This is a genomic window from Solidesulfovibrio sp. DCME (assembly GCF_049995385.1).
In the GTDB taxonomy this organism is placed as follows: Bacteria; Desulfobacterota; Desulfovibrionia; order Desulfovibrionales; family Desulfovibrionaceae; genus Solidesulfovibrio.
Window position 1 is genome coordinate 3,330,921 of the sequence record NZ_CP188261.1, and the last position, 19,493, is coordinate 3,350,413.

Below are 19,493 nucleotides of genomic sequence, written 5' to 3' on the forward strand. Positions count from 1 at the left end.
CCCTTTGACATGTGGCCCCTCGGCAAGGGACCGCGCGTACAATCTCTCCTTTTCGTTTCGGCCGCCGCGCTACAGCCAGCCGAGCCCTATGACGTGGACGGCAAGCGGCCCGTGCACGCCGCGCACGTAGACGAATTCGATGTCACCGGTGCTGGAGACGCCCGAGACGCAGTTGACCGCGCTCGGCATGGGGCCGCCGGCCAGCTTGTCGCACAGGGCCGGCAGGTCGGGCAAAAGCCTGGAAGCCGCGACCAGGGCCACGTGCAGGCGCGGCACGAGCCCAACCGCGCGCGGCCGGCCGGGCGCGGCCGTGAGGATCAGGCTGCCTGTCGCACCCAGGGCGTAGTCCACGCCCGTCAGTCCCAAGTCCACCGCCCCTAACGCCGGACAGGCCCGCTCGGGCAGCTCCTCCGGCGCCAAAACCGTCACCCCCGCCCCTTCGAGCACGGCTACCGCCCCCACGGCCTCGAGGTCCGGATGGTCCCAGCGTACGGCGGTTTTGACGTTCTCCCGGGCGAGCACCCCGGCCAGGGCCTGGCGCGCCGCCTCGGGCGTGGCCGCCAGTTCGAAGGTCGGGCCAAGGGCCGTGAGCTTTTCGGCGAAGACGGTGAAATCGGCCGTTTCCGGTGCCGCCCGCCGCAGGGGCACCGCCGGGCGCGGCCGGGGAAAGCCGCCGGGAGCAGTCCTTTGACGGGCACGGCGCAGCTTGTCCAACAGCTCGTTCCGCACGCTCATGACCGCTCCCCCTTGCCGGACTTGGCCGGCCGTTGGGCCACCTCCCGCCTGCGCCGGGAAAACGGCCTGGCCAAGCCCGGAAACCGCCGGCCCCGCAGGAACCGGCCCACGGGCGAGTCCGGGGCCAGGGCGGCCGTGCGCGAAAGCCCGGGGTCGACCGTGCGGGCCACGGCCGCCGCGCCGTCGAAAAGCCAGGGATACCGGGCCAGGGCGGCGAAGGCTTCGGCCGCGGGGTCGGCCGTCTTGGCGGCCAGGCGGTGGCGCAGTTCCTGGAGCAGGCGCGGGTGGTCGATGCCGGCCGGGCAGGCCCCGGCGCAGGCGGCGCAGTGGGTGCAGGCGAAGGGCTGCCTGGGGTCGCCGGCGGCACCGGCCAGCAGCCCCGACAGGACCGAGCCCATGGGGCCGGGATAGACGGCGCCGTAGGCGTGGCCGCCCACGGCCTGGTAGACCGGGCAGACGTTTAAGCAGGCGCCGCAGCGGATGCAGCGCAGGATGTCGCGCAGCACCGGGTCGGCCAGGATGTCCGAACGGCCGTTGTCCAGGATGACCAGGTGCATGTCCGTCGGGCCGTCGCGTTCGCCGTCGCGGCGCGAACCGGTGAAAAACGACAGGTGCACGGGCAGGGTCTGGCCCGTGGCCGAGGGCGGCAGGATGTCGAGCACGGCGGCCGCGTCGGCCAGGCTCTCCACCACCTTTTCCAGGCTCATCAGCGCCACGTGCACGGGCGGGCAGGAGGCGGACAGCCGGATGTTGCCCTCGTTTTCGAGCACCGTGACCGTGCCGGTTTCGGCGATGGCGATGTTGCAGCCGGTGATCCCCGCCTCGGCGGCCAAAAACTTCCGGCGCAGGCTGTCGCGGGCGATGCGGGTCATTTCCGGGATGTCCGTGCTCGTGCGGCCGAGCTTGTCGCGAAAAAGGGCCGACACCTGCTCCTTGGACACGTGCAGGGCCGGGGCCAGGATGTGCGAGGGCTTCTGGCCGGCCAACTGGATGATGTATTCGCCGAGGTCGGTCTCCACGGCCTCGATGCCGGCCGCGGCCAGGGCGTCGTTGAGCCCGATCTCCTCGCTGACCATGGACTTGCCCTTGACCGCCAGGCGCACGCCGCGCGCGGTGAGGATGCCCGTGACGATGGCCGCCGCCTGGGCGGCGTCGCGGGCGAAATGGACCTGGCCGCCGGCCGCCGTGACGCTCGCTTCCAGGGCCTCCAGCAACTCGGGCAGGCGGTCCAGGGTGTTGTCCCGCACGGCCACGGCCCGGGCCCGGCGCGCGGCGAAGTCGGGCATGGCGCTGACAGAGCGCTGGCGCAAGAGGTCTATGTGGTGGATGGCCTTGTCCAGGGTGGCCCGGCTCTCGCGGTCACCCAGGGCCTTGGCCGCCGCCCGGCCGAAATCGTATCCTTTCTCGCTCATGCCGCGCCTCCCGCCAGGACCTCGGCCAGGTGCAGGGGCCGCACGGCGCTTTCCCGCTGGGCCAGGGCCGAGGCGATGTTGAGCAGGCAGCTCGGCTCGGCCGTGATCACCGCCTGGGCTCCGGATTCCAGGATGTCCCCGATTTTTTTCTCCAGTATGGCCTGGCTTACTTCCGGATAGTCCAGGCTGAAGCCGCCGCCGAATCCGCAGCAGCGCTCGGGGTGGGGCAGCGGCACCAGCTCGAGCCCGTCCACGCCGGCCAGCAGCCGCCGGGTGTGGTCCCCCACACCGAGGACTCGGGTTACCTGGCAGGACTCGTGCAAGGTGGCGGTCAGGGGCAGGCGGGCGCCGAGGTCCGGGCAGCCGCGTTCCGCGACAAGGTACTCGCCGAGTTCAAAGGTCCGGGCAGCCAGGCGCGCGGCCCGGTCCCGCCAGGGATCGGCCGCGGCGAACAGTTCGGGATAGCGCCGCACCATGGCCACGCACGACGCCGAGGGGCAAACCACGGCCGGGGCGTCTTCGAACAGCGCGATGAACCGCTTGGCCAGGGGCACGACCGCCTCGGCCCGGCCGCGCTTGTAGGCGAACTGGCCGCAGCAGGTCTGCCCGGCCGGCAGGCGCGGCGAAACGCCTGCCCGCTCAAGCACGGCCACGGTCGCCTCGCCGACCCGGGGCAACACGTGCTCGACCAGGCAGGGCACGAAAAGATAGACGTCCACGACAGCTCCTCCTTCACGGGCGGGGGGGGAGAACTTACGCCGCCTGGCGCGGGGGTCAAGCCCCGGTCGGGACGGCCGCTTTACAGGTCGCGCACTGGCGGGTATCATGGAAACTTACGACGAAAAGGAAGCCGCATGCCCACACCCGACACCGCCACCCTGACCTACGACGGAAAATCCATCGAACTGCCTGTGATCAACGGCGACCATGTCGAAACGGCCATCGACGTGCGCAAGCTGCGCGGCCAGTCCGGCTGGATCACCCTGGACCCGGGCTACGCCAACACGGCGGTGTGCAAAAGCGCCATCACCCACATCGACGGCGAAAACGGCGTGGTGCTCTACCGCGGCTACGACCTGGAGGAACTGACCCAGAAGGCCACCTTCGTGGAAACGGCCATGCTGGTCATGTTCGGCGAACTGCCGACCAAACCCGAACGCGAGGCCTTCCGGGTCATGCTGCGCGACCAGGAGCTGCTCCACGAGGACCTCCTCAGCCACCTCGACGGCTTTCCGCCCAACGGCCACCCCATGGCCATCCTCTCGGCCATGATCAACGCCATGGGCAGCTATTACCCGGAGCTCTACGACATCGCCTCCCAGGACGACTTCCGCCTGGCGGCGGCCAAGATCATGAGCAAGGTGCGCACCATCGCCGCCTTCAGCTTCCGCAAGTCCCAGGGCATGCCGCTCAACTACCCCAACCCCAACCTGGACTACTGCCGCAACTTCCTGCACATGATGTTCTCGGTGCCCTTTTGGACCTACGAGGCGCCGGACCCGGTGGTGCGGGCCTTGAGCATCTTCATGATCTGCCACGCCGACCAGGCGCTCGACACCTCCTGCGCCACGGTACGCATGGTGGGCTCGAGCCAGGCCAACCTCTTCGCCTCGGTCTCCTCGGGCATCTGCGCCCTGTGGGGCCGCCACCACGGCGGGGCCAGCTCGGCGGCCATCCGCATGTTCGAGGACGTGGAGGCCGGCCGCACCACGGTTTCCCGCATCATCGAGGCGGCCAAGTCCCGTTCCGGCCGGCTCATGGGCTTCGGCCAGCGGGTCTTCCACGTCGAGGACCCCCGGGCCCGCATCATCAAGGCCACCTACCAAAAGCTCATCGCCACCGGCTACGCCAAGCCCGACGCCTTCCACGACATCGCCCAGGAGATCGAGCAGCGCGCCGGGGCCGACGACTATTTCGCCTCGCGCCAGCTTTTGCCCAACACCAACTTCTATTCGAGCCTGTTGCTGCGGGCCATCAACTTCCCGCCCAACATGTACCCGGTCATCACGGCCATGGGCAACATGCCCGGCTGGATCGCCCACTGGAAGGAGGAAGTGACCTCCCCGGACCAGCGCATCCACCGGCCGCGACAGATCTACACGGGCCGCAAACGCCATGCCTACACGCCCATGGAAAAACGGGCCGCCCGCCCGTAACCCGGATTCCGCCATGTTCCGATCCGCAATCGCCCTGTGGCTGGGGCTGTGCCTCTGCCTGGCCGCCCCGGCCCTGGCCGCCGAGGCCGATGCCCCGGCCAGGCCGGCCGACGGCAAACCAGCCGCCGCCGCCCCGGCCCCGGACAAACCCAAGCCCGCTCCGGACAAACCCGCAGAAGCCAAACCGGCCACGCCGCCCGCTCCCGAGAAAAACAAGCCCGGGACCGACAAGCCGGCCGAGGCCAAGACGCCCGACGCCAAGGCGGCCGAGGCCAAGACAGCCGCGCCCGAGGCCGAACAACCCAAGGACTGGCAGGTGTTGCTGTCCATCCACCAGGAATCCCTGGTACAGCAAGCCGCCCGCTTCAAGTCCATGGAAGGGCTTTTGCCCAAAAACGTGCGCCGCTTTCGCACGGAGCTGTCCAACCTGGAGGGCAAGCTCGACGAGCTCAACCTGATCCTGAGCCTGTCCGGGGGCAACCCCTGGGAGATGCGGGCCGTTTTGAGCGACATGGGCCGGCTGCGCCGGGCGGCCGACACGCTGATGGGCCCCTTCACGGACAGCCGGGAGGAACTCGACAAGATCGCGGCCAAACTGGGCTCCCTCAAGGAAGACTTCACCAAGCGCCTGGACGACGACCTGGAAGCGCCCATCGCCGAGGCCATCAACTACTACCTGCGCTACATCAAGGGCGTGGCCGCGAGCCTCACGGCGGTGCGGGTCGCCCTGGACAAGGAACTCGGCCCGGCCAAGGACTTCCTGGAGTCGCTTTCCGCCAGTGAGGAGGCGCTCAAAAAGCGCATCCCCCTGGCCTGGAAACAGTATTATTTCACGCCGACAAGCGAGCTTTTCTCGCTGAAGGCCTGGTCGGCCCTGCCCAACCAGGCCCAACTGTGGCTGCGCTCCAACGGCTCCATGACCGCCTCGATCCTCCAGGGCACGGACAAGACGCGCGCCCTGTCCTCGTGCCTGCGCTTCGGCGTGGGGCTCTTGCTGCTCGTGGTCGCCGACGTCCTGGCCACGCTGCGCCTGCGCCGGCGCCTGCCCGACAAGGCCATGCTCGCCGGGTTGCGCCGGGTGTGGTGGCTGGCCGGGTTGAGCCTGGCCGCGCGCTGGGTCTCGGGCGACGCGCCGCTTTTGATGCAGGAGGTCTTAAACGCCCTGGCCGAGATCCTGCTGGCCGCCGCCCTGGCCGGCTTTTCCTGGCTGCTGGCCCGCCCGGATAAGGACCAGGGCAAGGCCCCGGCCAATCCCTTGCGCCCGTTGTGGCTGCTGTTTTCCCTGGGGCTGCTGCTCCAGATCGCCGACCTGCCGGAACCGGCCATGGCGTCGGTGTGGATCGTGCTGCTGCTCGGGTTCGTCGCGCTATCAAGGCGCGGCGCGGCCAAGGGGGCCGGGACGGTGGCTTTTCTGGCCGGCCGGGCGGGCACGCCCCTGGCCGTGGGCCTAAGCCTGGTGGCCGCCCTGGGCTGGCAGCACCTGTCGTTTTTGATCCTCACCGGCTGGTTCCTGGCCCTGACCGCCCTCCAGACGGGCATCGGCCTGTCCCGGCGCCTGGCCGCCTGGCAGGAGGCCCACGCCGGGGACGACGGCGCCTCCTTCGCCCGCCGGGCCCTGGTGGACAGCCTGGGCTATCCGCTGCTCTACCTGCTGCTGTTCTTCACGGTCCTGTACTGGCTGTCCACGGAACTCGGCGGCCAGGACATGTTCGTTGCGGCCGTGTCTTTCACCGTGACCCTTGGCGGCTTAAGCCTCACCCTGGGCCGGCTGGCCCTGATCCTCACGGGCTTTTTCGCCACCCGCTCGCTGCTTTTCTTCGTGCGCTCCTTCCTGCGCGACCTGCCCAAGCGCTCGCCCGGCATCGACTCCGGGGTGTGCGACGTGCTGGAGACGACGTCGCTGTATCTGCTGTGGGGCCTCTACACCCTGATTTCGCTTTTTCTTCTGGGCTTTTCCTTCACCAGCCTGGCGGTGGTCGCCGGCGGCTTGTCGGTGGGCATCGGTTTTGGCCTGCAAAACATCGTCAACAACTTCATCGCCGGCCTGATCCTGCTGTTCGGCCGCTCCATCCAGGCCGGGGACACCATCCAGATCGACACCACCTGGGGCAAGGTGGCCAAGGTCAACATCCGCAACACCGTGGTGCGCACCTTCCAGAACGCCACCCTGTTCGTGCCCAACTCCGACCTCATTTCCGGCAAGCTCATCAACTGGACCCACCGCGACCCGACCATGCGCCGCGACATCACCGTGGGCGTGGCCTACGGCACGGACACCGACAAGGTCCGCGGCATCCTGCTCGAGGTGGCCAAGGCCCAGCCCCACGTGCTGCGCAATCCCGAGCCCGTGGTCCAGTTCTCGGCCTTCGGCGACAGTTCCCTGGATTTCCTGCTCATGGTCTGGGTGGACAACGTGGCCTACGGCGCGGGCACCGAATCCGACATCCGCTTCGCCATCAACCGCCGCTTTCGCGAGGAAGCCATCGAAATCCCCTTCCCGCAACGGGAAGTGCGCATCGTGGCCGGCGCGGACACACCCACCGCCATCGTTGCTGCCGCCGCGGCCGGGGCCGACGATTAGCCGGGCCGCCCCGCGCTTTTCGCGGGACAGGCCGAAAAAGCTCTGCTATCCTGGCCGGGAGGCAACGCCATGAAACGAAACGCCATTGCCTGCCTGTGCCTGTTATTTTGCGCGGCGCTAGGCCTTTGCGCCGGCTGTCGGGCCAAGGCCACGCCGCCGCCCATGCCGCAGGTGACAAGCCCCGTGCCCGGTCCCGGGGCGAGCGCCCTCGAGGTGGAACGCCACCAGCTCGAAGAGGAAAAGCGCGGCCTCATGGAACAGTACGGGGACAACCTGGCCCGCATCCAGCAGATCAACGCCCGCCTGATCGAACTCAACATCGAAATCCACCGCCGGCAAAATCCGTAATCCGGCAGCAGGGCAAGGAAGGCCATGTTCGGACGCAGCGCCCGCAAGAAACCCCGCCACGACGCCATCACCGCGTTCCTGGGTGCCGGCACCCAGTATTGCGGCCAGTTCCATTTCCAGGGCGTGGCCCGCATCGACGGCGGCGTCATCGGCGACATCGAGTCCGACGGCGTGCTGGTGCTCGGCGAGGAAGGCTATGTCGAGGGCCGCATCCGGGTGGCCGAACTGGTGGCCAGCGGCCGCATCGTCGGCGATGTGGAGGCCAGCCGGCGCGTGATCCTCCATGCCCGGGCCAACCTGTGCGGCAACCTGCTGGCCCCGGCCATGATCATCGAAGCCGGCGCGGTCATAAACGGCCTGGTGCGCATGGGCGCCCCGGCGCAAACCATCCAGGTCGCGGGCCGGCCCCCCCAGGCCCTCACCACGGCGGAGGCCGGAAAACCGGCCAGGGAAGATGGAAATTAGGGATTGCCAAAAAAGGGTCGGCCGTTTACACGGCACAAACGCCGCCGCGCGTCCGCTTAAGGAGTCCCGCCCCATGGGCCAATTTTTCCCCGATGCCGACCAGTTCCCCCTCGAAGATCAGATCAAAAACCTCGGCGACGACGAGCTTCTCGATTTCTGGGAAGAGACCCAGTACCTTGAGCGCATGCTCGTGGAAGAAGACAATGCCGAGCCCAACCATTCCGTGGAATACGAGCGCGTGATCCTGCAGGAACTCATGCTGCGTTCCTGCCGCCGCACGTTGGCCGCCGGCCGCTAGGGCCGCGACCGCGAAAAAAACGGCCTGTCCAGACATATCGCCTGCGAATAATTGTTTTTTCTAAAAATGCTGTCGGAGTTTTTACGGGGCGCCGCCCTCGTGCCGCGACCGTAAAGGCGTGGCGACGCCTTCCCCGGCCATCTTGCGTTCATCGCTCAGCCTCCCCCAATACACCAGTCACCTTTTCGCGTGTCGCCGCGCTTGCCGCCTGCCCTTGCGGGAGGCCTCTTGCGTTTTGCCGGCCGGCGCCGCCGGTTCCGGCGTCCCCAACAGGCTGGGCCCAAGTGACGGCAAGGCGCCCCGGCCCAGCGCCTGCCGCGACGCGTGCCGTGGCCAGCCGTTCCACCGGCCTGCCCTCCTTGCCGCCGGGCACGGCACGACGCCCTTGCTGCCGTGCCCGGTCGGCGCCGCCTCTGCCTCGTGGGCGACGGCCCGCATCCCTCTTCCCTGGCCCTGGGCCTGCGCCGTTGCCGTAGCGAGGCCGTGCCGTGCCCGATTGGCCTCGCCTCCTGCCGCACGGGTGAAGAGCCCACATTCTGCTTCCCTGGCTCCCCGCCAGCGTTGTTGCCGCGGCAACGATTCCGGCAACCTCTTTCCTGTACACGCCCTAGGGGATGACCGTGCTGAGCAGCGCGGTGTCGACGTCCAGGGTGCCGCCGCCGTTGTCGTACATTTCGATGCCGACTTGGCCCGAGGTGAACTGGGTATTGGTCGTCGTATAGACCGATGTGCCGTTGATGAAGAATTCCAGGGAAGAGCCCGAGGCCACCACCCGCAGGACGTTCCAGCTCAGGGGAATGATGGCCGTGCTCTCCGTCCAGTCCACGAGGTTGGTCCAGTCCCCGCCCGAGGCGCTCGTGCTGATGCAGAATTTGCGATTGTTGGCAAACGCGAAGCGGTAGCCGGCGTCCCATCGGCCGGTCGTGGTTTGCGGCGTGGATACGCCGCGAAAATAGATGGCATTGGCATCGGAGAAGTCGTCATTGAGCCGGCGCATCGAGACGCTGTAGTCGAAATTGGAAAACGTGCCCTGGCCATACGTCAAATTGAGGTAGTTGCCGGAAGACGTGCCCGTCACACTGGCCATGCCGTTGGCCACGGTCCAGGTGGCCAACGCGTTGGCGGTCCAATTGCCAAGCGTCGTCGTGAACTGGTTCTGGAAGCCGCCGTTGAAGGCGCTGACGCTGGCGACCACCGGCAGGCCCAGGGGCAGCAGGTTCACGCCGCCGTTGGGTTCGGCCGTATACGAACCCGTGACGGCCTGGGTCGCGCCCTGGGCGATGGTCACGGTCTGGTCGGCCGGGGCGGTAAAGCCGGTGATGGGCATAAACGACACCGTGTGCGTCCCGGCGGACAAATCGGCGATGGCCGCGCCGCTGTCCTGCCAGGCCCCGCCGTCCACCTGCCACTGGGCGCCGGCCGTGACCGCGCCCGGCGGCTCGATGGCCACGCTGACGGTACCGGCGGCCGTGGGCAGGCTGAAGGTGATGTCCAGGGTGGTGAATTGCTGCAGGGGTTGTTGCGCGCTGTCCGTATCGACATAATACCCGGCGTAATTGGTATTCATGTTCAGATACCAGACGCCGTTTGGCCGATTGGTGGACGTCCCCCAGCTGTTCTGGACGATCCAATAGCTGTTGTCGGGGTCATCGTCGTTATAGCCGACGATCATCTCGTCATGGGCGCCCCCGGTATCGGTGTTCCAGGTCTGGCCGCTGTACTGGCTTGGGTCGAAGATGACGCTTTCCTGCTGATTGTACCAGAAATCGTAGAACGCGTCCCAGTCCGCCCCGGTCGGCAGGGACATGGTGTAGTCGATGGCCCTATTCTGGTTCAGCACGTTTTTGATATGGGCGATGGCTTCGGCTTGGGTCATGCCGCTTTCGGTGGTCGGCACCTTGGAGACCGAGGCCGCGTCGACGATGTACTGCGGCGTGGTGCCGATGGTGGCGCAGGTCGCGTTCGTTTTGCCGCAATCGCCGTCTTCCTGGATCGTCCCGTCGAGGAACCAGCCGTTGGCCGTATCCCAGGACACCATATACTTGTTGGTCGTATTGTAATAGTGGGCGAAAACATGGAGAAACCCGCCGCAACACGCCGCCACGCTGCCGCCATCCAGCCAGCAGGAGTTGAAAAGCTGCACGGACAACCGCTGCGTGACGTTATTTTGCACACTGAGCGCGATCTCGGCCAGGCCGGTGCCGGCCCAGACCCAGCAATCGCCGCAGTATTGCTGTTCCCGCTGGGCGAGGTTGCCGGCATTCCAGGGCGAATAGGCCATGAGCGACAGCGAGCCGCGCCGCGCCTTGAGCGACGGGTTCAAATAGGCCCAGGGAGCGTTCCTGTAGGTTTCGTTCCAGTCGCGGAGCTTGTCCGGACTGGGGTGCATGATCGAATGGCGCCGTGTCTGGCCCAGGGCGGCCGGGGCGGCAAGGGTGGTTGCGGCCAGGACGGCCAGCAGCAGCCAGGCCGCCAACACCAGGCGCTGCCCGTACGCGACAGCGGGCCGGCCCCTCTTGGCTGGATTGTACAACGCCGCAGTTTGCCTGGGAAAAGTCTTCATACCGCCTCCACGGGTAACCGGTTACTTCACTCCTATGCTGGCAACGATTACCGCTTTTCCCCTCTTTGTAAACCGGGCAGACCGCGAAAAGGTGTCGGCCGGCGACAAGCGGAAAAGGCCCGGCAGCCCCCTTGCCCGAAACGTCATGCTCGTGTTGTGCCCCGTAACGAATACGCCCGTATTTATTCAAAAAAAAATTAAATCATACAGGCATGTTACCCTCATAAAAAGCACGCTCTTTTGTTGAGGACGCGACACCAGGCCCCCTGCCGCTGGCGCCAGGCGACAAAAAAGGGGGCGGTTACCCGCCCCCAATAAACAACCCCCCTCCGTTTTTGCGAAAGGGGGTTTGTCGGTGGTCTGAGGGGGCGGTTACCCGCCCCCTTGACTCGTCCCGTGAAATGCCGGCCCTAGATCTGGGGAGCCGGGCGGCCGATGCAGAAGTAGGCCAGGCCGAGGTCGGCCAGAAGCGGCGGCGAATAGAGGTTGCGGCCGTCGAAGATCAGCGGCGCCTTGAGCATCTTCTTGACGCGGCCGAAATCCGGGTTGCGGAACTGGTTCCACTCCGTGACCACGGCCAGGCAGTCGGCCTGCTCCAGGGCGGCGTACTGCTCGTCGACGACGGTCAGCAGCGCGTTGTCCTTGAAGAACTCGCGGGTGTTGGGGCCGGCCACCGGGTCGAAGGCCACGACCTTCATGCCCTTGGCCGTGACGTCCTTGATGAGCTCGAAGGCCGAGGCCTCGCGCACGTCGTCGGTGTTGGCCTTGAAAGCCAGGCCCCACAGGGCCAGGGTCTTGCCCTTGATGCCGCCCTGGGGCTCGAAGTAGGCTTCGATCTTCCGCGTCAGGGTGTGCTTCTGGCGCTTGTTGACCTCGTCCACCGAGGCCAGCAGCTCGGGCTCGAAATCGTACTTGCGCGACGTGTCGATGAGCGCCTTGACGTCCTTGGGGAAGCACGATCCGCCGTAGCCCATGCCCGGGTAGATGAACTGGTAACCGATGCGGCTGTCCGAGCCGATGCCCATGCGCACTTCGCGCACGTCGGCCCCGACCCGTTCGCAGATGTTGGCCACTTCGTTTATAAACGAGATCTTGGTGGCCAGCATGCAGTTGGCGGCGTACTTGGTCATCTCGGCCGAGCGCACGCTCATGACGATGACCTTCTCGCGGTTGCGGGCGTAGGGGGCGTACAGGGCCTTGAGGAGTTCGCCGGTACGCACGTTGTCCGTGCCGACGACCACCCGGTCGGGCTTGAAGAAGTCGTTGATGGCGTCGCCTTCCTTGAGGAACTCGGGGTTGGAGACCACGTCGAACTCGAAGGCCTCGCCGCGCTTTTTCAGTTCCTCGCCAATGCACTTGCGCACTTCGTCGGCAGTGCCCACGGGCACGGTGGATTTGTCCACGACGATCTTGTAGTCGGTCATATGGGCACCGATATCCCGGGCCACCTGGTAGACAAAGGACAGGTCACAGGATCCGTCCTCGCGAGGCGGGGTGCCGACGGTGATGAACACGAACAGCGCGTTCTCCATGCCTTCGGCCACCTTGGTGGTGAAACGCAGGCGGCCCTCGGCCACGTTGCGCTTGACCAGTTCCTCGAGTCCCGGCTCGTAGATGTGGATTTTGCCCTGACGCAGATTTTCGACGATCTTGGGGTTGATGTCCACACAGCAGACGTCATTGCCCATCTCGGCGAAGCAGGCGGCGCTCACCAGACCCACGTAACCGGTGCCTACGATACAAAGATTCATACACGTGTACTCGTTGTTAGGGTTTTCCCCCGGAAGCGGACGGCGTCCTTGAGGGATGGGGCGCAAGGTGCCACACCTGGCTGCCTGGCCCCGTATCGATGGGGTGAACTCGCACTTACGGATTGGTCCGACGTTTGTCAACAAGCCCACCAAACCTTGGGCCCGTTGCCTCGCATTTGTAAAAAGCATACCCTAAGACCACATCAGCAAAGGAGTCCGCCATGCCCCTGCTCGCGGTCAACGTCGACCACGTGGCCACCGTCCGCCAGGCCCGCCTGGCCGCCAGCCCCGACCCGGTGGCCGCCGCCGCCCTGGCCGAACTGGCCGGCGCCCGGGCCATCATCGTCCACCTGCGCGAGGACCGCCGCCACATCCAGGACCGCGACGTGCGCCTGTTGCGCCAGACCGTGAAAACGCGCCTGCACCTGGAAATGGCCGCCACCGACGAGATGCGGGCCATCGCCCTGGAACTCAAACCCCACATGGTCTGCCTGGTGCCCGAAAAGCGCCAGGAACTGACCACCGAAGGGGGCCTCGGCGTGGCCGGCCGCGAGGAGGAACTCGGCGAATTCGTCTCCGCCCTCAAGGGCGCCGGCATCCCGACCTCGCTGTTCATCGACCCCGAACCGGCCCAGATCGAGGCGGCCGTGGCCACGGGCGCAGCCTTCGTGGAACTGCACACCGGCGCCTACGCCGACGCCGTCAGCCCCTTTGGCCGGCAAACCGAACTTAAACGGCTGCTGGCCGCCATTCCCGCCGCCCGCCAGGCCGGCCTCGGCGTCAACCTCGGCCACGGCCTGGACTACGACAACATCCACGCCTTCGCCCACGTTTCCGGGGTCAGCGAATACTCCATCGGCCACAGCATCATCGCCCGGGCCATCCTCACGGGCCTGACCGAAGCCGTGGCCACCATGGCCGGCATCATCGCCGGCTTCCCCGAATAGGGTACCGCGGCCATGATCGTGGGCCTGGGCCTGGACGTCGTGGAATTGCCGCGTATCGCCTCGGCCCTGGACCGTTTCGGCGACCGCTTCGTGGCCCGCCTGCTCACCCCGGCCGAGCGGGCCACCCTGCCCCCGCGCCCCCTGGCCCGACTGGCCGGGCTGTTCGCGGCCAAGGAGGCGGCCGTCAAGGCCCTGGGCACGGGCTTTGCCCAGGGCATCACCTTCCATCACCTCGAGATCCTGCCCGATGCCCTGGGCCGGCCGACACTCGCCTTCCACGGCCCGGCCCTGGACCGGGTCCAGGCCCTTGGCGCCACGTCCTGGCATGTCAGCATCAGCCACGAACGGGCCACGGCCGCCGCCGTGGTGGTGCTGGAGCTGGCCAGCGGCTGCGGGCGCTATAAAAAGCGCAGTCCCAAGGCAGACAGGGAGATCGCTGCGGACACGTAGGGCTCGACTGTCCCAGACGGGCGCAGTGACAATCGATGCCATTCCCTCTTGCCCATTCCTTCGGCAAGCCCGCTCCCGCTAACGCATCTTCGAGACGGCAAAACAAAAGGCCCGGCTTCTAACCGGGCCTTTTGCAAGGGAAATTCGTGGGGTGACTGATGGGACTCGAACCCGACAACTCGGAGTTTTAACCTTTTTCTAACATGTTTAACTCAGCTTAAAAATTCTTATATTTCAGTTGACAATATCACGTCAACCCGCCTACATACCCATCAGTCGTTTAACCAGATTTGGTCATTTTTACGCGCCGTGTTAGAAATAGGATAGAAAAAATTTAGCGCTATCCCTAGGTAAAATGGAGGGTTACCTCATGTCTGCCAGGAAAAATGGCCTCAAATATCCGGTCGACTCCCGTCGCTGGCCAGGCATCTATGCCTACGATTCCGACAAACGCAGCTTCCAGGGGCGCCCCGACCAGTGCCTCTATCTGTGTTTCCGTCTCGACGGCAAACTCATCTGGGAAAAGGTTGGCTGGAAGTCCGAGGGCTACACCCCGCAGGTGGCCGCCGAACTTCGGGCCGAACGGGTCAAGGTGGCGCGGCATGGAAACGAGGTGAAAACGCACAAGGAAATCCGACAAGAGAAGGCGCGTCTGGACAGGACACTTGATGAGATCGCCGCTGCCTACTTCGAAACCCGAGGCCCGAGCATGAAGGGGCGTGGCGCTGTCATCGACCGCTACCGCTATGAAAAACATGTCGCCCCGCACCTCGGCAGGCGCCCGGCCAGTTCCCTGGCCCCCCTGGATATGAACCGCATCGAAAGCGCCATGAAGGGGTTGTCCATCACGAGCGTGTGGGCGGCGCTGGAAATCCTGCGCCGTGTTGTCAATTTCGGGGTCAAACACAGCATGTGCCCTCCCCTGCCCTTCAAAATGCAGCTGCCACGTAAGAATAATGAGGTAACGGAATACCTCGACCCCGAAGCCTTGCAGCGCCTGCTGTCGGTGCTGGACGACTGGCCTTCCCCGGACGTAGCCAGGATGCTCAAGCTGGCCATGTTCACTGGAATGCGCCGGGGCGAGGTATTCGCCCTGACGGACGGTGATGTGGACTTCCGCCAGGGGCTCCTCACCCTGCGCGGGGCGGACGGTCGTGGCCCCAAGGGTGGGGTCACAGTGAGCGTGCCCATGTCCGAGCCGGTGCGGCGACTCCTTGAGGAGCAAATCGAATGGCGCGACACGAAGTTCCCGGACTCCCCCTATCTGTTCCCGGGCAAGGAGGGAAAATTGCGTTTCGACTGCACGGCAGTGTACCGGATCAAAAAGAAGGCCCAATTGCCACCAGCTTTTCGAATTTTTCACGGCCTAAGGCATCATTTTGCCGTGACATTGGCCAATTCTGGGGAGTTCACCCTGGACATGATCGGCGAACTGCTCACCCACAAGGATACTAAGGTGACCAGACGCTACGCCAAGTTCCTGCCGGACACGAAGCGCAAGGCCATTTGCCGGGCGGCGGAGTTGCTGGAAACGCAGACAAAGGTCGATACCAAGGAGCATCCAACTCGGAAAATTGCGAAGCTCGCAAAGTCCGTTTAAAAAAACGCACGACAATCAAACTCATCAATGATATCCTACTTCGGCAACAGATTGCTTAGACTTTATACATTTCGAGACAATATTAAACAAAAGGATACCGCACATGCCGACACAAAAATGGAGATGGCTTGCAGGGTACCACTTCTTTCGAGAAGAATATTTAGCCAGAAATAATAAATACATCACCCTCCTCGACAAACTCAACGACCTCCAGACAGAGTTTGACAACAGAGAGCCAAAGCCGAAAATAAAACATCAAACATATGCATGGGAAGAGAATTTCCAAACAGAAAAATGCTTTACTCACAGCAACTTCGATCGGAAACAAATACAACTTGTCATGCGAGGTGCAAGTATTACTAAAAAGTGAGGGTTTTGCAAAAATCGGTTTTGCTAAATAATCCTGCAAAACCGTATGGATAGGAGTAGAACGGAAGCTGGTTATGTGGTAGTTTGAGTTCACCACAAACCTAAACTAAAACCACACGAGCCAGCTTCCATGAGACTCCTATCACGCATCCTCGGTGCCATACAAGGTTCTTTGATTCCATGTTTAGAAGAAAAGTTTGGTTCTTTGACAGATAAGCAGAAAAGACTCGTTGAGATTATTGAGTTGGTTCGCATAGAAGATCATATTTCGGATTTGCCTCGATTCGGAAGAGGTAGGCCATCATATAGTCGCGCAGCTATTGCCAGAGCGTTTATTGCGAAAGCTGTTTTAAATTTTCCTAACACAAGGGCTCTCGTTGAAGCGTTGCAATTGATGCCAAGTCTTAGACGGATTTGCGGTTTTGAAGAACACAAAACTATTCCGCATGAATCTGTATTTAGTCGTGCATTTTCAGAATTCTCTTTAAAAGGTTTGCCTCAAAATGCCCATGAAAGACTTGTCAGGCTACATTGTAGCGAACGATTGATTGGGCATATTAGTCGTGATTCGACAGAAATTAACGCCAGAGAAAAACCAACTAAAAAAATGAATCCGCCCAAACCCAAAAAACGCCGCCGCAGGGGGCGGCCGATTAATAGCAAGACAAAGCCAAAGACAAAGAAGCTACTTGAGCGACAGATAGAAATGACTAGCGACGAAGCCAGAATGACTCTTCCTATGGCATGTGATATCGGTGCTAAATCTAGCAGTAAGGGGCATTTTCGTCGATGGATTGGATATAAATTACATATTGATTCGGCGGATGGTCAAATTCCTATCAGTTGTATACTTACTTCTGCTTCACTACACGATAGTCAGGCAGCCATACCGTTGGCAAAAATGTCCGCTGAACGAGTAACAAGTCTCTATGACTTGATGGATTCAGCGTACGATTCCAAAACAATTCGCGACTTTAGTCGTTCATTGGGGCACGTTCCGATTATTGATTTTAACAAAAGACGCAATGGAATAAAAAAAGAAATGGAGCCAGCAACTAGCATTCGATACAGAGAAAGAACTAATTCTGAACGTGTTAACAGCCGTCTTAAAGATGATTTTGGCGGAAGAAGTCTTATGGTTCGCGGTGGACCTAAGGTCTTTGCTCATCTTATGTTTGGCATCCTTGCGTTGACAGCAGATCAATTGATTCGTTTGTTGACAGTATAGCAACAATATGATTTTGATACTCATAAATCAGGATATTCGTTTCTGAATTATGTGCAAAATAGAAACACGACAGCATTAAAACACATTAGTGTTTAAAAATGAGCACTCATGCCCGTTGGAATGTGTTAATTCTGTAGCTCGTATTATTTTTGCAAAACCCTCAAGTTAAAGAAAATGGGCGGCTCACACCATATTGGGTATGGATCAAAAATCGGGAAATTTTTAGATCAAATCATTACTGTCCGGTTAAGAAAAGGCTTGACGCCTGAGAGAGACGACTGGACTAGATTCCTGATGCCTTTACGCTTCGGCGATCAATCTGTAAAAATTGACACTAAACTTCATGACTTTAAGTTCAAAAATCCTTGCACAACGGCATCTACCGGCACCAGCGCGCATCATATTGCCTATTTTAAAGGGGATAGAACTTCTTTTTTGCCTTTATAACTATGCGGAATCACTCTTGTTGCTGTATGGTAGAGTTGCGAGGCCCACCTACAAATCGGCAAGAGGATTCCGCACATGCAAAGCGCTATCACCGTCTTCGCCCAATTCCTATCCCTGGTGCCAAAATCTGTATTTACCAAGTTATCTAAGCTACATAAGCCAAAACGTTCGCCTCGAACATTCTCTCCGTGGAGTCATTTCGTCCACTTGCTTCACGCCCAGTTGGCCGGATGCAAAAGCCTGCGGGACGGGATCATGGGCATGAATGCCGCTTCCAGCCGGCTCTACCATCTTGGCGTGAAGCCTGTGCCCCGGTCCACCTTTGCCGACGCCAACAACAAGCGCCCTTACGCCATGTTCGAAGCCCTGTTCGGCGAACTCTACACGAGGTGTCTTTCTCAAGCGCCGAAACACAAATTTTCTTTTGAAAACAAGCTGTTCAGCCTTGACGCATCGGTCATCGACCTGTGCCTGACCCTGTTCCCCTGGGCCAAATTCCGAACAGCCAAGGGAGGCATCAAGGTGCACACAGTCGTAGACCATGACGGCTATCTCCCGGCTGTGGTCACCGTCACCGAAGCCAAATGCCATGAGGTCAACATCGCCAAGCTGCTCAAACTGCCCAAGGGATCAATCGTGGTCTTTGACCGGGGCTATAACGACTACACGTGGTTTCGGCAGCTCTGTAAATCCGACGTCTTCCTGGTCACGCGACTCAAGAGCAATGCCCGGTTTCGGGTCATTGAGCGCCACCGCACTGATCGGGCAACGGGTGTCACCTCCGATCACATCATCCAGGTCGCCGTTGGCGAAAAAACCATGACCTTGCGCCGCGTTGGCTATCGAGATCAAGAAACCAACAACTACCTTGAATTCCTCACCAACCACATGACCCTGCCGGCCCGCACCATCGCCGACATTTACAAGGAGCGATGGCAGGTCGAAATCTTCTTCCGGTTCATCAAGCAGAACCTCAAGATCAAGTCGTTCCTCGGCAACTCGAAAAATGCCGTCCTGTCCCAGGTCTACGTGGCGATGATCGCGTACCTGCTCCTGACCTACCAGAAGTTCCTGTCAAAGATCGGCATCAGCCTGCACTATCTGGCTCGGCTGGTGCAACGAAATCTATTTCAGTGCTGCAGCATCCTCGATCTCGTTGAACCTCAACGAAAACGAGTAAAATTCAATAATACTAAACAGCTATCTCTTCTGGATTAGCCGGACAGAAATGAGATCAAATACCAAATAGATTTTCAACATGCGGAGAATTAATCGAACAATTGAGCAACTACACCCCACGAGAAGGAACCCATAGGATACACAGAGAGGCTTTAGACGCTATTAAATTCGATAATGAAAGATTTGCAACAGCAACTTTCGACATAAGCAAACCACTCTCCATACAATTCATCAGAATATACAAGTTAGTAGTTGGCTTTCAACACATGAAGTACGGATCAAAAGAACATGTCGATTACGACAAATTAGAAGAAAATGGACTGCGACATCGAATACTATATCCTTACGAGCGACAAAAAGATTAGTTATTCACCAAGAGGGGACACCGCAAGAATGATTGGCCTATGGCTATATGATTATTGCGAAGAGAACGATTGCGGCGGCCCCACTGCCATAACCGAGCTAAGAAGAACAGTTTTTTTAAACAAACTTGGGATTGATTCCAAGCAAGACAGAGAGTTTCAGCGATGGCTTGCCGGGACGCATAAATGCATAGCAGATTCAGAGGTCCACGCACTTAGCTAATCTTTTTTCGATATGACACTCGTAGACATTCCACACTGTCACTGACAATAGAACATCCTGCCGCTTGCCACTGTCAGTAAGACCCCGCACGCACTGACGTAGATACCTATTCATTTTTTCGGCATCCCATAGGGAGTTTAACTTACCCGAAGGAGATGTCACATGCCTCGAAGCCTTCGCACCCGTGAGGCCGCCGCATACCTGGGCGTTTCGGCCGGAACCCTCGAAGTCTGGCGCTGCAAGGGACGCGGTCCCCGGTATTCCAAACTAGGCAAGGTGGTCGTCTACGACCCCACTGATCTGGACGCCTTCCGTGAATCCCGCAAGGTCTTCACCGTGGACACCATGCCCGCGTCGTCAGTTCGTTGAGGTCGGCAAC

Annotated in this window: 17 protein-coding genes; 12 read left to right on the forward strand and 5 right to left on the reverse strand. The window is 61.6% G+C overall.

What is annotated here, in order from left to right; translation table 11 throughout:
* Window positions 1-69 precede the first annotated feature (69 nt).
* Genes ACP59X_RS14765 through ACP59X_RS14775 form a run of 3 tightly spaced genes read right to left on the reverse strand, consistent with a single transcriptional unit; the run spans window position 70 to window position 2,866 of the window.
* A complete protein-coding gene (locus ACP59X_RS14765) occupies window positions 70-735 on the reverse strand; it encodes a LutC/YkgG family protein (protein ID WP_428559691.1) in 666 nt (221 codons plus the stop codon).
* A complete protein-coding gene (locus ACP59X_RS14770) occupies window positions 732-2,147 on the reverse strand; it encodes an LUD domain-containing protein (RefSeq protein WP_428559694.1) in 1,416 nt (471 codons plus the stop codon). The genes ACP59X_RS14765 and ACP59X_RS14770 overlap by 4 nt, the downstream gene beginning before the upstream one ends.
* Window positions 2,144-2,866: a (Fe-S)-binding protein gene (locus ACP59X_RS14775; protein ID WP_428559696.1), complete on the reverse strand. Its 723-nt coding sequence runs from the start codon at window positions 2,864-2,866 to the stop codon at window positions 2,144-2,146. The genes ACP59X_RS14770 and ACP59X_RS14775 overlap by 4 nt, the downstream gene beginning before the upstream one ends.
* A 135-nt stretch (window positions 2,867-3,001) precedes the next feature.
* Between ACP59X_RS14775 and ACP59X_RS14780 the strand changes: the two genes are divergently transcribed.
* The 5 genes from ACP59X_RS14780 (at window position 3,002) to ACP59X_RS14800 (ending at window position 7,995) form a co-directional block, all read left to right on the forward strand.
* Window positions 3,002-4,303 carry a citrate/2-methylcitrate synthase gene (locus ACP59X_RS14780; protein WP_428559698.1) on the forward strand — a complete coding sequence of 434 codons (1,302 nt, stop codon included), beginning with the start codon at window positions 3,002-3,004 and terminating at the stop codon, window positions 4,301-4,303.
* 13 nt (window positions 4,304-4,316) lie between these two features.
* The gene (locus ACP59X_RS14785; RefSeq protein ID WP_428559700.1) at window positions 4,317-6,884 is read left to right on the forward strand and encodes a mechanosensitive ion channel family protein; all 2,568 of its coding nucleotides are present in this window, start codon (window positions 4,317-4,319) and stop codon (window positions 6,882-6,884) included.
* 69 nt (window positions 6,885-6,953) lie between these two features.
* Window positions 6,954-7,232 carry a hypothetical protein gene (locus ACP59X_RS14790; protein WP_428559702.1) on the forward strand — a complete coding sequence of 93 codons (279 nt, stop codon included), beginning with the start codon at window positions 6,954-6,956 and terminating at the stop codon, window positions 7,230-7,232.
* A 24-nt stretch (window positions 7,233-7,256) separates the two neighbouring features.
* Complete coding sequence (locus tag ACP59X_RS14795) at window positions 7,257-7,697, forward strand: bactofilin family protein (protein ID WP_428559704.1); 441 nt, start codon at window positions 7,257-7,259, stop codon at window positions 7,695-7,697.
* 73 nt (window positions 7,698-7,770) lie between these two features.
* On the forward strand, window positions 7,771-7,995 hold the full coding sequence (locus tag ACP59X_RS14800) for a hypothetical protein (RefSeq protein WP_428559706.1): 225 nt from the start codon (window positions 7,771-7,773) through the stop codon (window positions 7,993-7,995).
* A gap of 607 nt (window positions 7,996-8,602) precedes the next feature.
* Here the strand turns inward: ACP59X_RS14800 and ACP59X_RS14805 are convergent.
* Together ACP59X_RS14805 and ACP59X_RS14810 are read right to left on the reverse strand one after the other, a co-directional pair.
* Window positions 8,603-10,474 (reverse strand): 3-keto-alpha-glucoside-1,2-lyase-like domain-containing protein, encoded by a 1,872-nt coding sequence (locus ACP59X_RS14805; protein WP_428559708.1) that lies wholly within the window; start codon window positions 10,472-10,474, stop codon window positions 8,603-8,605.
* Between the two features lie 494 nt (window positions 10,475-10,968).
* Window positions 10,969-12,309 (reverse strand): UDP-glucose dehydrogenase family protein, encoded by a 1,341-nt coding sequence (locus ACP59X_RS14810; protein ID WP_428559710.1) that lies wholly within the window; start codon window positions 12,307-12,309, stop codon window positions 10,969-10,971.
* A 221-nt stretch (window positions 12,310-12,530) separates the two neighbouring features.
* On the opposite strand from ACP59X_RS14810, the gene ACP59X_RS14815 reads away from it, so the two are divergent.
* The 7 genes from ACP59X_RS14815 to ACP59X_RS14845 all read left to right on the forward strand — a co-directional run bounded on the left by ACP59X_RS14815 (window position 12,531) and on the right by ACP59X_RS14845 (window position 19,483).
* Window positions 12,531-13,256, forward strand: coding sequence for a pyridoxine 5'-phosphate synthase (locus tag ACP59X_RS14815; protein ID WP_428559713.1), 726 nt, complete (start codon window positions 12,531-12,533; stop codon window positions 13,254-13,256).
* A gap of 12 nt (window positions 13,257-13,268) precedes the next feature.
* Window positions 13,269-13,706, forward strand: coding sequence for a holo-[acyl-carrier-protein] synthase (locus tag ACP59X_RS14820; protein ID WP_428559715.1), 438 nt, complete (start codon window positions 13,269-13,271; stop codon window positions 13,704-13,706).
* A 370-nt stretch (window positions 13,707-14,076) separates the two neighbouring features.
* Window positions 14,077-15,306, forward strand: a complete 1,230-nt coding sequence (locus ACP59X_RS14825; protein ID WP_428559717.1) for a tyrosine-type recombinase/integrase — start codon at window positions 14,077-14,079, stop codon at window positions 15,304-15,306.
* A 103-nt stretch (window positions 15,307-15,409) separates the two neighbouring features.
* Window positions 15,410-15,676, forward strand: a complete 267-nt coding sequence (locus ACP59X_RS14830; RefSeq protein ID WP_428559719.1) for a hypothetical protein — start codon at window positions 15,410-15,412, stop codon at window positions 15,674-15,676.
* 129 nt (window positions 15,677-15,805) lie between these two features.
* Entirely contained in the window at window positions 15,806-16,903 is a 1,098-nt protein-coding gene (locus tag ACP59X_RS14835) for a transposase (protein WP_428559722.1), read from the forward strand.
* A gap of 522 nt (window positions 16,904-17,425) precedes the next feature.
* Window positions 17,426-18,568 (forward strand): IS4 family transposase, encoded by a 1,143-nt coding sequence (locus ACP59X_RS14840; RefSeq protein WP_428559724.1) that lies wholly within the window; start codon window positions 17,426-17,428, stop codon window positions 18,566-18,568.
* 708 nt (window positions 18,569-19,276) lie between these two features.
* Window positions 19,277-19,483 carry a helix-turn-helix transcriptional regulator gene (locus ACP59X_RS14845; protein WP_323427970.1) on the forward strand — a complete coding sequence of 69 codons (207 nt, stop codon included), beginning with the start codon at window positions 19,277-19,279 and terminating at the stop codon, window positions 19,481-19,483.
* The last annotated feature ends 10 nt before the right edge of the window (window positions 19,484-19,493 follow it).